The 13031-nt window shown below is 55.4% G+C and carries 11 protein-coding genes and 1 pseudogene; 2 read left to right on the top strand and 10 right to left on the bottom strand.

Translation table 11 applies throughout. From position 1 onward, the window contains the following. Positions 1–16: 16 nt before the first annotated feature. Complete coding sequence (locus tag AVO44_RS07945; protein ID WP_082677427.1) at positions 17–1876, bottom strand: Na/Pi cotransporter family protein; 1860 nt, start codon at positions 1874–1876, stop codon at positions 17–19. Between the two features lie 1166 nt (positions 1877–3042). After that, positions 3043–4716 (bottom strand): GNAT family N-acetyltransferase, encoded by a 1674-nt coding sequence (locus tag AVO44_RS07940; protein ID WP_068335027.1) that lies wholly within the window; start codon positions 4714–4716, stop codon positions 3043–3045. 96 nt (positions 4717–4812) lie between these two features. Between AVO44_RS07940 and AVO44_RS07935 the strand changes: the two genes are divergently transcribed. Next, the gene (locus AVO44_RS07935) at positions 4813–5055 is read left to right on the top strand and encodes a hypothetical protein (protein ID WP_169794843.1); all 243 of its coding nucleotides are present in this window, start codon (positions 4813–4815) and stop codon (positions 5053–5055) included. 275 nt (positions 5056–5330) lie between these two features. Here AVO44_RS07935 and AVO44_RS21800 read toward each other — a convergent pair. The 8 genes and pseudogenes from AVO44_RS21800 to AVO44_RS07905 all read right to left on the bottom strand — a co-directional run bounded on the left by AVO44_RS21800 (position 5331) and on the right by AVO44_RS07905 (position 11791). Further along, positions 5331–5972 (bottom strand): annotated as a pseudogene (locus AVO44_RS21800) (IS6 family transposase). A gap of 70 nt (positions 5973–6042) precedes the next feature. Further along, complete coding sequence (locus AVO44_RS07930) at positions 6043–6768, bottom strand: DUF1989 domain-containing protein (RefSeq protein ID WP_068335020.1); 726 nt, start codon at positions 6766–6768, stop codon at positions 6043–6045. After that, positions 6768–7664, bottom strand: coding sequence for a polysaccharide deacetylase family protein (locus AVO44_RS07925; RefSeq protein ID WP_068335012.1), 897 nt, complete (start codon positions 7662–7664; stop codon positions 6768–6770). Before AVO44_RS07925 ends, AVO44_RS07930 begins: the two co-directional genes overlap by 1 nt. Then, positions 7661–7795 carry a hypothetical protein gene (locus tag AVO44_RS21705; RefSeq protein ID WP_267885764.1) on the bottom strand — a complete coding sequence of 45 codons (135 nt, stop codon included), beginning with the start codon at positions 7793–7795 and terminating at the stop codon, positions 7661–7663. Before AVO44_RS21705 ends, AVO44_RS07925 begins: the two co-directional genes overlap by 4 nt. Continuing rightward, positions 7792–8910 carry an ABC transporter ATP-binding protein gene (locus tag AVO44_RS07920; RefSeq protein WP_068335010.1) on the bottom strand — a complete coding sequence of 373 codons (1119 nt, stop codon included), beginning with the start codon at positions 8908–8910 and terminating at the stop codon, positions 7792–7794. The genes AVO44_RS21705 and AVO44_RS07920 overlap by 4 nt, the downstream gene beginning before the upstream one ends. After that, complete coding sequence (locus tag AVO44_RS07915) at positions 8907–9728, bottom strand: ABC transporter permease (RefSeq protein WP_068335007.1); 822 nt, start codon at positions 9726–9728, stop codon at positions 8907–8909. The genes AVO44_RS07920 and AVO44_RS07915 overlap by 4 nt, the downstream gene beginning before the upstream one ends. A gap of 3 nt (positions 9729–9731) precedes the next feature. Then, entirely contained in the window at positions 9732–10619 is an 888-nt protein-coding gene (locus AVO44_RS07910; protein WP_068335324.1) for an ABC transporter permease, read from the bottom strand. Positions 10620–10675: 56 nt separating this feature from the next. Next, positions 10676–11791, bottom strand: a complete 1116-nt coding sequence (locus AVO44_RS07905) for a polyamine ABC transporter substrate-binding protein (RefSeq protein ID WP_205626533.1) — start codon at positions 11789–11791, stop codon at positions 10676–10678. Positions 11792–11896: 105 nt separating this feature from the next. On the opposite strand from AVO44_RS07905, the gene AVO44_RS07900 reads away from it, so the two are divergent. After that, entirely contained in the window at positions 11897–12769 is an 873-nt protein-coding gene (locus AVO44_RS07900) for a LysR substrate-binding domain-containing protein (RefSeq protein WP_068335002.1), read from the top strand. Positions 12770–13031: the final 262 nt, after the last annotated feature.

Below are 13031 nucleotides of genomic sequence, written 5' to 3'. Positions count from 1 at the left end.
TCACGCCTGCAGAATGCTACTTGCTTTCTACGACTTCCCTGTGACGCTTTTCGGAACTGGCCTCATTTGATGGCTTGTCATTCTCCGATCTACTCTCACCAAGTTCTTCTTCTTCCAAGGCCAGTAGCCGTTCGACCTCGGCCATTGCGTTGTCTCGTTCGATATAGAAGGTTCTTGCAGCTTCGATCAGCTTTCGCATCGCGCTATAGGCATAGTCCGAGTCGTTGAGGAATGAAGTTGCCGCAGCAGGCGTAAGCTGGCCTTTCCGAATAAACTCTTCGACACGGCGCGCAGCAGTCTGGGCGTCTTCTTCGATTTGTGCACGTTCCTGATCAAGCCACAGAGTGCTTCGTTCCTCGGGGTCCGTCTCTTCCAGCTTCTGAATTTCGACCAGTATCCTCGCTATTTCGGTGCGAAGACCATCATACAAGTCAGTCGCGCTGCCGGTGGGCCTTACCGAATACCGTAAAACGTTCTTTCGCAGGTGTTTGACGGACTTGACGGCTTGCACGATTTCGCCGGAAACATCCCGCAGTGCATAGACCCGTTCCGCTACATCTGGTTCGACACGTTTTTCACCGACCCGCGTCGAGAACTCTACAATTGCGGAATAGAGGGTCTTGATCTTGCGCTGGTAACTTTCCTCAATATCCATGTCAGTCGGGGTTCGGCTGTTTCGAACCACCTCTGCAACGCTTTTCGCGCCAAGAACATCCTGCCGATGAAGGTTCAGGCCATGGAGGATTACCGTCATTGCGTTGTCGTAGAGGTGCAAAACTTCTTTTCGAAGCGCAATTTCAAGAGTCTGCGGGAAATCGTCGACTGCATCGTTCAGGTAACGCGGTTGACTGACGTCTGGGGTTGGCTCGACAATACTTCTCTCAAGAAAGGTGATGAGCCTTTGCATCAAAGGCAGCATAAGCAAGACACCGAGTACGTTGAATATCGTATGGAACACCGCCAACTTCAGAGTGTAGTCCTCGGCACCGATGCCGACGGCACCACTTATCAGGTCAACCAACTCACGCAGCGGAACAATGCAAACCAAAGCAACCAACGCCGTGGCTGTATTAAAGATCAAGTGCGCCAATGCGAGGCGCTTGCCCTGAAAATTGGCACTGATCGAGCCTATGATCGCCGTAATCGTGGTGCCGATGTTTGCCCCGATCGCCAGGGCCAGTGCATTGTCATAGCTTATTTGCGAGGCGGCGAGCGCAGTGAGCGTTAGCACCATCGTCGCGTGGCTCGACTGCATGATCACTGTCGCGACAGTACCCAACAGACAATAGACCAGAAGCCCCCAAAATCCCGGCAAGGCAAATCGGATAAGGTCCACTTGGTCCTTGAACGCGTCGAAACCCTCTTTCATGTAGTGAATACCCAGGAACAAAAAGCCCAGACCACCACAAACGTAGCCAATCCCGCGCAGGACCTTCGACTTCTGGAAGACAAGGATGATGCTAAGACCGATAATCGGCATCGCATAGCTGGCGATATTCACCTTCAAGCCCAGACCAGCGACCAACCACGCACCCGTTGTCGTCCCGATATTGGCCCCGAATATGATCCCTACTCCACCGATCAGAGAAATGAGGCCAGCACTCAAAAATGAAATCGTGATGACTGAAACCAATGAGCTGGATTGCAGCAGCGAAGTAGAGACGAAGCCAAACAAAAGAGATCGCGAAACGGATTTTGTCGCACGCTGAAGCATCCGTTCCAGTGTGCCGCCGCCAAGCAGCTTGAACCCGTCTTCCAGCATCAGCATGCCGAACAGAAAAATGGCAATGCCGGCTGCAATTACCTGCACGTCAGGACTGGCCCAAAAGGCAATTAGTATCGCGCCAATTGCGACCGGAAGATAGTACTTGATCATTCAATCAGTCCAAAAAGCTTGGATCACTATAACGCCCACGCCCACGATTGACGGCCGACATGCCTCATTGAGTCAAACTATGGCGCAAAATCTCTGCTTGCCCAAATTGTTTGAACTGTTCTTCTGCTTTATTTCGGCCAAAACCTGAAATGCAGAGCATTCCGAATGCAGCCTGGATGTGTTTCATCCTGATTGGCAGGTTGTATCATGTCAGCACCTTTGCCATCAGCGCTTCGGGCGCAGACTCAGAAGTATATTTAAGAAGGGAAAAGTGGGCGAAGGGCGATCGTTCAGTCGTTGACTGAGGCTACGAAAGCCATCTGCCCGCCCCAGTCTGATTTCTTCTGACAAGAGCTGTAGAACCGCTCGAACATTTTTTGTTTAGGATATGGAAACAAACAGGCGCTAACAGTCTTCTTTGATTGCGTTACAGCATCAATATGACGCCAATAACCGGGACTCACTGGGGTGTTCGCAATATGTTCTGCCTCCATCGGTTAATATAGCTTCAGTTTTTTCGATATTTTTTCGCACTCAGATTTCAGGTTCTAAAAATGGAAAACAACATTAGGAAATTAGGTTTTCGACTTATGTCATTGGTCGTCTCTCAACCAATGTTTTCAAACACTAAACTTGTCAGAGAAAGCAAACTGAAGGCTGCTGAGCAGAAGCACATTGCTGACGCTCTACAAAAGATCGCAAAATCCAAGAGGAATACGCCTCCATGGTGTTTTGTACCAACGGCTAAAAATTTGTCCGGAAACCACAGGAACCAGAGCCGAAAGAGGCAGCGTAGTCCTAAGTGGGCACACTTAGTTGAAACGACCCGTCGGCCCACAATCCATTCCAATCAGTTGCCCAAAAGCTCGGAAGGCTAACCAAGCAAGCCGATGGTAAAGACCGACACAGGGGCTGGTTATCCGCTAGGGTCGCACAAGCGGCCGCCGTCTGTTTCTGTAAAAGTGCCGACCCGGAAGTCTGAACAACTACTGGCTGGCGTCGGTGGGATCGGCGGTTTGGTTTTCGATGTATTACAGAACGCTCCCTGTCCCAGAATCGACGCCCCCGATAGCACCTGAGCAGCGACGGGATTGCAATTGTCCGCTGCGGACCACATTACATGCAAACAGATCAACGCGCCATCGGGTGTCAATGGTCATCAAAGATCAAAGCCGCGGCGATCCTTGGCTTCCCCTGTGTCTGACTGGATTTATTACTGACGGCTGTGTGTTTTTTCCTAGCCGTCGGTTCAATAACCTTTTCTTGTTAGACTGTTTATCTGGCCTCTTGCTCACGGCACGACTTTTGCGCCCGCTCAGCGCCTTGGCAAGGGCCGCGGTAAGATCAGTGTCTTCGGGATCAAGTTTCACTGCAGCTTCGGAAACAGCCACGGCCTGATCGGCCAAATTAAGCTTGGACAGAATCCGCGCAATGTGCCGCAAGAGGGTCGATGCGTCATATAGTGAATCCAGCCCACCGTTGCCATGTCGTGCCGCTTCCCTTGATTGCGCTTGTCGCGCGATCATGGAACGTCCCAACCGAAGCCAAAGCTTCGGCGATTCCGGATTGCGTTGCAACGCTTTTAGGAAAGCCCGAGACGCGATGTCATGATCGCCAAGCTGGGCAAGCGTGTACCCATAAAAATAAAGAACGTTGGGTTGGTTCGAATCCGATTTCAGAATCTGAGAACACCCGCGCTTAGCGGCCGCAAGATCGCCCTCTCGATAAAGCCTGAGTGTGTTCTTCCAGACGTATCGAAGGCAGCCTCGTTCCAGCTTATCCCCCATGTTCCGGCCAGATTTGGTTACAATAATCAGCGACCTGAGATGTCGCTCTTCGGAGCAGAAGGAGTACTTGTATGGCTCGTTCCCGCGCAAGAAATCATACTGCTGCATGCCTTGGGAAATTGCGTGCCGGATGGCATAGGCATGAGTAACAAGACCCGGTGAGAGCGGGCCTTTGAACGAGGTGTCACGACCGCCGATATGGAAATTGTAGGTCTTTTTCTCGTGATCCACAAAGATACCAAGCGCGCAAAGCGGGTTGTCATTCTGCCAGAGAATGGGGAAGAAAAGCGTGTCTGTAAAAAAGGCTGAACGCAGTATCCGACGCGTCGTGTGCTGAATGTTAGGCAGTTCGTCGCCTTTGCTCTCTCCCCACCGCTCGGTCCATAGCCGGTTCAATATTTTAATGTCCCGCTCAAGCGTTTCAGCAGTCGTGTGTGTGAAATAAAAGCTTTCTGATCCTTCCACTTGGCGCAAATAGCGCCTGATCTTGTGGCGGGTGTTTGAACTGACGTTCTTTGCTAGATACTCATCCCAATCATCGGGGAGCAAGGTGTAGGGGCAAATTCCAAGGTTGATACCGTTTTCATCGTGCATACCAAGAGACTTGAGCTCAAGAACCTCGCCGGAAAAGGCGTTCAGGAAAATCTGTAATCTGCGTTTGGAAGTCGGGGTATAGCGAAGTCGAAACCGCCGCCAATTCATCCTGTTCAGCATGTCCGCAAAAGCTACAATGGCTTTCTCTTCATATTCCGGATTGCAGATGAATCCGTGATAATCCGAGACTCCGGCTCCGATCAGGTCCACCTCATTGTAAAAGCCGTTTTTATCGTTCTTGGTGTACAGTCGGACAGGCAGAAACGCGACAAAATCGGAACTTTCATCGGCTTCTCGAACACCGATGACAAAGCCGCCGCGCCCAATGCTTTCTTTGGTTCCGAACAGCCATTCATGTGACAGGAAGTAGCATGCCTCTGGGTCTGACTTGTACACCGAGTGCCATTGCGTCTTCAGATTGACAATTGCCTGCCAGTTTTTGATCAACTCTACCTTCATTGCTTACCCCCAAGAGCTTGCGTCGAAAACAAAAGGGGGTCGAAAAGAGGTCTCCATCAAATGCACGAGGGCTTGGATTTTCATCCAGCGATCAAGATGGACAAAACAAGCTTTCAGGGGTCGGTACGAGGCAAGTTTACGGACTTGCCCAAAGCTGGCCCAACGGGGCTTTTCACTGAAATCAACCCGTTCAAAAGCTTCAATTCTGATTGCGGGTGCAATGCTCACCGCGATCCGTTGCTTCATCTCGTTACCCAAAGACGCAGCTGCGTCAAAAATATTTACATTCAAACAATTAAATTTGGGCGCTTCTTTAAGGCAAAAATGTGGCGCAAATGACGATAGAACGCTGGTATTATCTCCGTATTGTGCTCGATTTTGGGACTGGACTAGTTATTGTTCACCTAAAGCAAAAAGTACAAGCATTGGTAGAGTTCGATACGAAACTTTAAACACCAGTTTGGTTTGCCCTCCATCGGGTGGTTCGGGTCAGTTGCGAGTGCATGGATGGCTTGCGCTGCTCCCCAACCTTGGATCACTGAGGAATCTGATGTCCGGTTTTAAGCGGCTCAAGTAGCGGCACTACAGGCGTCAAGGGCCTCGAGGCGGTGATATCAGATTGTTAAGGCTGAGCGGCGGCAAGCTGGGACATTGAAGCAACTCCGAACGGCTGAATGGGTAGCCACAAACCTTTGCAACCCTCCTGGAGAGCGATGTCTTTGCATTGTCTTTTCTTGCTATAGGAAACGGAGATGACTGTTTTCAGTTCGATTGGTGAGACCTTTGCACGACCTCTGGTCCGAACCCCGCGCGACCACTCGCTTGACGGCGCCATATGAACGCATTTTGTCCGTGATGAACCGCTTGGGACTGAAACCAAGTTGCTTTATCAGGCGATGCAACAACCTCTCTGCCGCCCGTCTGTCCTGTTTCGATTGGAGGATTTCGTCCAGTACGACGCCACTCTAATCGACCGCGCGCCAAAGCCAATGCTGGCGACCTGAGATACTCACGGCGACTTCATCCGGATGCCGGATATCACCTGGACGGCCGTACCTCTGCCGGAAGTTTCGAGCTATGGCCGGCCCGAATTTGATGACCCGACGCTGTACAGTTTCGCAATACACATTGATCCCGCGCCGCGGCAACAACGCCTCAACTTCCCGAAGGCTCAGATTGAAGCGAACGTATAGTCACGCCGCGCGCGCGATAATCTGAGGAGGAAGCCGATGGCGTTTGTAAGACGATGACTTCATCGATGTCACCTACGCCCAACTGCGGGCATAAGCAACCGGACGAAAGTTAATGTGACAATACCCTTTCCAGTCAAACGGTTTTGCGCGGAGTGATTGATCCACCAATGCGGTGTAGCATGACCTCCAACGCTCGCGGCTGCGCATCCTCGCCATTGATAGGCAAAAGATCCATCGGGCAGCAGGAAATCACCACCACGGCATCCATTTCCGCACGGAATAGCACATGATCGCCAGCGGCAGAGACTGGGGCCCGCCACTCCATCGCACCACCTTCGACGACCGGCGTGTTCATCCAGAGGTTCAGCGGGCACGGCACCGATGACGGGCGCAAACCGATTGCCGCCAGCGCCATGCGCAGATTGTCAGTGCAATTGTCGTGATATCCCTGATGCCCAAGTTGGGCATACCGGTGAATATCGCAAGACGCGACAAGCGTGTCGTGAACACCGGGCGAGGTGTCCTCAACCAAAGTCAGGATCGGGCGGCGCCGGTTGGTCACCAGCGCATCGCCGGGGTGTGGCGAGATGCAACGCAGCGTGGGGCGCAAGTGTTCCATCGACAGATATTCGTTGCAATCACCTTCGACAAAGGCCCAGAAATCGCCGATCTGGCTGCCGTCGCGATTAATGACCGACAATAGCTCTCCTTTTTGCACGCGAATTGCCCGCCCCTGACGGGCTGGGATCGTATAGGTTTTTTCCGGGCTTAGACGGCCATCAGGCGCCAGCGTTTCATGAGCGCTGGGGTTTTCACCATCGGGCCGCGCGGCATCAAAAGGCGGATAGGCGATATCCATCATTCTTTCTCCTGCAGGACGGGATGACCGTAGGGGGCTGCCGGTTCACGGTGCGGCTGCCAAGACCCTTCGGCTTCCAGCTTTGCGACATAGGCTGCGATCTCTTCCAGCGGCGCAAACCACACGTCACGGTGCGCCAGCACATCTTCGAGCCACTGCTCCACCACCCGCCAGCGAGCCAGCCGCCCGGTCAGGAACGGATGCCAGATGCCGATCCAGAGCCCTCCGGCCTCGTATTGTGCCTCAAACTCGTCGAACGACGCTTCCAACCCGCGGCGCGGCGACATAACCGGCATCTTGTAACCGATCTCGTCAAAATGCGCGAAAGGCGGCCAGTCATCGCTGCCCCAATGCACCGGCAATTCGTAGAGAGATCCGTTTGCGGTGTCGATCCGATAGGGCAGATCATCTGCCATCATCGAGCTTTCATAGGTCAGTCCATGCTTCACGGCGAGCGACAGCACCTCGGGCGTGACATTGTAGACCGGGGCGCGATAGCCGCGCGGGGTGTTGCCAGTCATCTTGCGGTGAACGTCAAGCGCACGTTCAAACCAATAGGTCTGTTCATCGGCGCTCTGCTCGGCGGGGTCTTCGTGCAGATAACCGTGGTGGCCGATCTCATGCCCACCGGCCATGATCGCCTCGACCGTCTCGGGGTATTGTTCCATCACCCAGCCGGGCATGAAGAACGACTGCTTGAGCCCCAGCCGCCGGTAGGTTTCAAGAATACGCGGTACACCGGCATTCGGGCCATAGCGGCCCATGCTGATCGGATAAAGACGGCGGTGCCCGTCGTTCGGACGGGCAATGTGGATCAGGCTGTCGGCATCCACGTCGAACGTAATCGCACAGGCACAGCGGGCGCCGTTCGGCCATCGGATCGGGTTGCGGATCATGTCAAGGTTTCCTTTTGCATCAGCAGTGTTTCGACCATGGCCGCAGTGGCCAGCAATCGGCGGTCGCTGTCGAGCGCCTGCGATCCTGTCCGGTGCAGAGCGCCCAGGTTATCGTCGAGAACCAACCTCATGCAGCCCTCACCCTGGGGCTCGATCCCGATTGTCGCGTACTTTCCAACAGAAAACCGTCGTCGGGGTGCCAAGACGCATAGACCCGCGCCCCGATGCTTGCGTCCAACTGCTCCAGATCCCGCTGCTGAAGTTGCGCCACAAGGCTGTGACCCGACGCGGTTTCAAGGTGCAAATTGACGACAGCCCCGGCAAATTCCTCTGAGATCAGAGTGCAGGCGATTTCGTTTTCGCCCCAGCCCGGTTCAACCGTAACGGAGATCCTGTCCGCCCGAACGGCCAGATCCGCCGTGGCGCCTTTAGCCAGCCCGGCGCCGTGGGCAAGCCGGACTTTGCCGTCCGGTGTGTCGAGAAAGCGTTTGCCATCCTCTTTGTCTGACACACGGCCTTCCAGCAGGCTGATCCCGCCGACGAATTGTGCGACAAACTTACTGCGGGGGCGTAAGAAGATATCCTGCGGGCTTCCGATTTGTTCAACCCGACCGGCGTTCATGATGACCACGCGGTCAGCAAGCGAGAAGGCCTCGGAATGGCTGTGGGTGACATAGACAAAGGTGATGCCAAGCTCGCGTTGCAGCTTTTTCAACTCGCCCTGCATCTTGATCGCCATATGGGCGTCAAGGGCCGAGAGCGGTTCGTCCAGGAGCAGCACCTTGGGCTCCAGCACAAGGCTGCGGGCCAGGGCGACGCGCTGGCGCTGACCACCTGAAAGACGCGCGACATTGCGATCCGCATAGCTGGAAATGCCCAGCCGCTCCAGCCAGTCATCGGCGCGACGTCGGCGTTCTGCCCGGGAAACCCCGCGCATCTTCAGTCCGAATTCGACGTTCTCACGCACGGTCATGAAAGGAAACAGCGCCAGACTCTGCCAGACCAGAGGTGTTTCACGCTCCCACACGGGCAACTGGTCGATCCGAGTACCCGCAAGCGTGATCTGGCCGCGGTTTGCGGTTTCAAGCCCGGCAAGCATGCGCAGGGTCGTGGTTTTGCCACAGCCTGACGGACCCATGATTGCAATGAACTCCCCCTCGGATATATCAAGCGAAAACTCTTCGACGGCGACGAAGCGGCCGTAGGACTTGGCAAGCCCGTCCAATTTCAGATGCGCGTTGGTCATTGTGTCTCCTCCTTGGACATGGCGCCGCCGCTTTGGCTCAGGACCACGGCAAGGGCGATCAGAACCAGTGTCAGCGTCACGGAAAAACTCATTGTGCCGATAACGTGGATGGTCGGGTCGACTTGACCCTGAAGCGTGTTGAGAACCGCAACCGGAATGGTCTGGTTCAACCCGCCTGTGAACCATGAGATCACGTATTCGTCGAACGAGACGGCAAACGTGATGAGGAAGGCGGCAAGAATGGCAGGCAGCGTATGCGGCAGCACGATGCGGATGAGCGCGGAATACGGCTGCGCGCCGAGGTTTTGTGCTGCAATCTCAAGCGTCTCATCCAGCTGTGCCAACCGCAACCGGCATATCGCCATTGCAAAGGGTGCGGCAATCACGACATGGGCGGCGACCACGGCCATCAACGTGCCTGCGATACCGATACGAGAGAAAAAGGCCAGCATGGCCAGCCCGAGGATGACCAGCGGTACCGTCGGCGGCAGCAAAGCCAGGGCCAACACGGCCTTCTGGCCAAAGAACCTGAAGCGGTAGTCCGCATAAGCTGCGGCAAAGCCTAGTGCCGTGGCGATCAACGCGGTGAGCCCGGCAACCGTAAGACTGTTCCAAAGGGCCTCCAACATGGCGCGGTCTGTTAGGACTTGCGTATACCATTCGGTACTGAACCCAGACATATTAAGGCTCGGGAAGCGGTCGGCGCTGAAGGAGAACAGGACCGCTGAAAGGATCGGCGCGTAGAGCAGCAGGAAGACCACTGCGAGCCCGGCGATCCAGAAGGCTTTTGGCAAGGAATGTTTTAAATGCGGGGGCATATCTTATCCTTTCTCGCGGTACGCCCAGAGGACGGTTACGAAGGCGGTGACCAGCAGGCTGGCGATCATCAGCAGCGATACAACAGCAGCGCGTGGCCATTGCTGACCGGCTCGGACAAGGTCCGTCACGAGGATCGGCAGTGTCTGAAAAGTGCCGCCGCCCAGGTAGGCTGCGCTGACGAACTCTGCATATGACAGCAGAAAGGCAAACAGCAGCCCCAGTGTCAGACCGGGCCGGGCAGCCGGCAGAATGACGCGGAACAGGATCGCGCCCGGACGCGCACCAAGGTTGGCCGCAGCAGAGATTTCGGTCCTGTCAACATTGGCAAGCGCGATGGTTTGCAGGATGAGAACGACCGGCAAGGCCAGCGTCGCGTGGCCGATAAACAACGCGAAATAGGTGTTGAGAAGGCTTTCCCCATTACCGCCAAACGCCTGAACAATGGAAGAGATCACGCCGCCTTCGGCAAGGAACACCTGCCAGGAATAGATACGGACAAGATAGCTGGTAAAAAACGGTGCAATCGCAAATCCCAAGAGGATCAGTCGCTGGCGCGGAGTGGCTACAAAGGCCATCGCGTAGGATGCTGGAAAGGCCAACAGCGAAATCGCGACCGCGCTGGACAGCGACAGCCCGTAGCTGCGCCAGAAGCTGGCCCAGAGGAAATCCAGACCTAGAACATAGCGCCATGCCGACAGCGTTGCGTCCGGTGTCAGCCGGTAATTCACCACCGACCAGAAGGAAATCGCCACCAGCAAGCCGAGCGGCACTGCAAAAAACAAAAGTAGCCAGACGGGCAGCGGCAACACCCACAGGGCCTGCCAAGCGCGCTGGAACAGGGATTGGTACCGGCGCCCCGAATTACGGGCCGGGATAGCAGGGAAAGTCATGTCGGTATCTCCGATAGGGCTGCGGCCCCCGCTACAAAGCAGGGGCCAGACCTGCATCAGGCGTTTTTGTAGCGCGTCCAGGCGTCGTTCCAGGTTTCCAGCGATTGCTGCACCGGAAGTTCCCGCAAACGGATACGCCCGGCGCGGATTTCATCCAGCGCGTTCGGCCCGTTCAACACCATGTTCTGGCGCTGTGCCTCGCCCGGTTGTTCATCGTTCAACCGAGCCCAACCCGCCTTTGTGGGAATCATGGCCGGATAGGCCTTGAGCGTGGCGGTTTTCACCTGACCTTCCGGAGACATCATGTACTGGATAAAGGTCCGGGCCAGATCCTGATTTTTGGAGCCTGCGCCAATCGACAGCGACTCGGTCCATTGCAGGCCGCCTTCTTCGGGGATGGTCGTAGTGACATCGGCGCCATCGCGGGCCAGCACACCGGTGATCCAGTCGCCGATTCCGGGGATCGCGGCAACCTCACCTGAGCGCAGCGCGGACAACATGCCGCCGTAATCATAGAACCCGCGCACCTGCGGCCGGAGCGACATCATCGTATCGGTCAGTTCCGTCCAGTGTTGTTCGTCGAGGTCAAACGGCGACGCGTTGCCATTTAGAAGGCTCAACGCGCCAAGGTTGGGCAAATGCCAGTCGAAATGGCCGATCCGACCCTCATGTTGGCTGTCCCACATACTGCGGTAGCTGCGGGCTTCCGCTTCGCTCATCGCGGCGCGGTTGTGGGAAAGCCCAAGGAAACCGAACCGTAGGAAAACCGCATAGGGTTCGCCGTCGAACCAGTGGCCGCGGAAATTCTGGAACTCCGGAAAGAAGTCATCAAACGGGTAGTCCTCGGCGGCCAGCGGCTCGATGAAACCCGCCTGCTGCAATTGCACTACATATTCCGCATCCGCCAGGACCACGTCGTAAGTTCCCGCTGGAGACTGTGCAATTTGTGCCAGCATCTGGTCACCGCCGACATACTCTTTGGCGCGGATGCGAACATTGTGCTCTTCTTCAAATGCGCCGATCACGTCGGGGTCGGCATGGCCGGCCCAGGTGAGCATCGACAACTCGCGTTGACCCTGTGCGCGCAGAACTGTTGGGCTGGCGAGCACTGCCGCGGCAGCAAGCCCCCCCTTGATCAACCGCCTCCGTGAGGTGATAATGCTGTGTGTCATCTCTTCCTCCTTTTTCATCTCACGAGTTTCAGAAAGAGCGGGCAAGAAAACAAATGACCATTCCTCAGGCCATGCTGAGATATTTTTTCGCAAACGAGAGATACTATGCGTAAGCTACCGCCGCTAAACGCAATTCGCGCCTTCGAGGCAGTCGCTCGGAGGCTTAGCTTTGCCGAAGCCGCGGAAGAGTTGGGCGTCACCGCCACCGCCGTCAGCCACCAGATCAGGCACTTGGAAGCCTACCTCGGGTTCCAGCTGGTCGAGCGTCGCCCCCGCCAGATCACGCTCACCACCGCCGGGCAGGAGTTGTCCCCCAAGCTGCAGATGGCATTTGATACCTTGGGTGAGGCGTTCGAAATGCTCGACAAAGACGTCGAGCAATCGCTGGTCCGGATCACGACCACGCATGCGTTTGCAGAACGCTGGCTGGTTCCGCGCTTGGCAGATTTCTTCGACAAGCACGGCGAGGTCAGGGTCGAGGTTGAAACCGACGATGAGGTTTTGGACTTGCGGGCTGACCGGTTGGATTTGGCGATCCGATATGGTCCGAAGGGCGCCGCAAACGAAGAAGCGGAAGTTTTGTTCTATGACCACTATGTCCCCGTCGGCCTGGCGGAGTTCCCAGACATGGGTTTGCAAGACAGTCGGCTCTTGGGGTATCGCTGGCGCAATCCGGACATGTGCGGCCCAACCTGGGAACAATGGTTCAAGGAAGCCGGGGAACCGTTCCCGTCGGACCGCATTACCCGTTTCAGCGATGAAAGCTCGGCATTTAACGCGCTGGATCAGGGGCTGGGGCTGCTGTTGTCCAGCAGCGCACTTGTGGATGAAGGTCTGAGCTCAGGCCGCTACCGTCAAATTCCCGGTCCTATGCTGCGTGGATTTGCCTACAGTCTTGTGCTCAATCCGCTGACGCGCAACAAACTCGGCGTTAGGAAATTCGCCGATTGGATTAGGCAAGCTGCCAAACCGATATAAGCCCAATGGGCCTAAGCAATGATCTCACGGGATAGCGAAAGCCCTTCAAGGACACCATATTGCTTGGAATTTTCATGGGATTGACATTACAGTTCAAGCCCGACGTACAACTTGGCAATACCCTCCAGGCGCTTATCTGATTTCGTTGCTGGCTTAGATCGAAGACGGTGAACTGTCGCTAAGGTTAATGCTGTCGCGGATCTCCGATGCTACGTAGATTTAGTGAAACAGGAAGAGATTTGCGTCTTCAGTTTACCCTTCT

The organism is Ruegeria profundi, from assembly GCF_001507545.1.
GTDB lineage: Bacteria > Pseudomonadota > Alphaproteobacteria > Rhodobacterales > Rhodobacteraceae > Ruegeria > Ruegeria profundi.
Note: the sequence above shows the minus strand (reverse complement) of the source record. Positions and strands in the feature narration are given on the sequence as shown.

Excerpts from the sequence above, each read along its gene's own strand:
- AVO44_RS07945 (WP_082677427.1), bottom strand. The coding sequence starts at position 1,876 with ATGATCAAGTACTATCTTCCGGTCGCAATTGGCGCGATACTAATTGCC.
- AVO44_RS07940 (WP_068335027.1), bottom strand. The coding sequence starts at position 4,716 with ATGAAGGTAGAGTTGATCAAAAACTGGCAGGCAATTGTCAATCTGAAG.
- AVO44_RS07935 (WP_169794843.1), top strand. The coding sequence starts at position 4,813 with ATGGACAAAACAAGCTTTCAGGGGTCGGTACGAGGCAAGTTTACGGAC.
- AVO44_RS07930 (WP_068335020.1), bottom strand. The coding sequence starts at position 6,768 with ATGGATATCGCCTATCCGCCTTTTGATGCCGCGCGGCCCGATGGTGAA.
- AVO44_RS07925 (WP_068335012.1), bottom strand. The coding sequence starts at position 7,664 with ATGATCCGCAACCCGATCCGATGGCCGAACGGCGCCCGCTGTGCCTGT.
- AVO44_RS21705 (WP_267885764.1), bottom strand. The coding sequence starts at position 7,795 with ATGAGGTTGGTTCTCGACGATAACCTGGGCGCTCTGCACCGGACAGGA.
- AVO44_RS07920 (WP_068335010.1), bottom strand. The coding sequence starts at position 8,910 with ATGACCAACGCGCATCTGAAATTGGACGGGCTTGCCAAGTCCTACGGC.
- AVO44_RS07915 (WP_068335007.1), bottom strand. The coding sequence starts at position 9,728 with ATGCCCCCGCATTTAAAACATTCCTTGCCAAAAGCCTTCTGGATCGCC.
- AVO44_RS07910 (WP_068335324.1), bottom strand. The coding sequence starts at position 10,619 with ATGACTTTCCCTGCTATCCCGGCCCGTAATTCGGGGCGCCGGTACCAA.
- AVO44_RS07905 (WP_205626533.1), bottom strand. The coding sequence starts at position 11,791 with ATGACACACAGCATTATCACCTCACGGAGGCGGTTGATCAAGGGGGGG.
- AVO44_RS07900 (WP_068335002.1), top strand. The coding sequence starts at position 11,897 with ATGCGTAAGCTACCGCCGCTAAACGCAATTCGCGCCTTCGAGGCAGTC.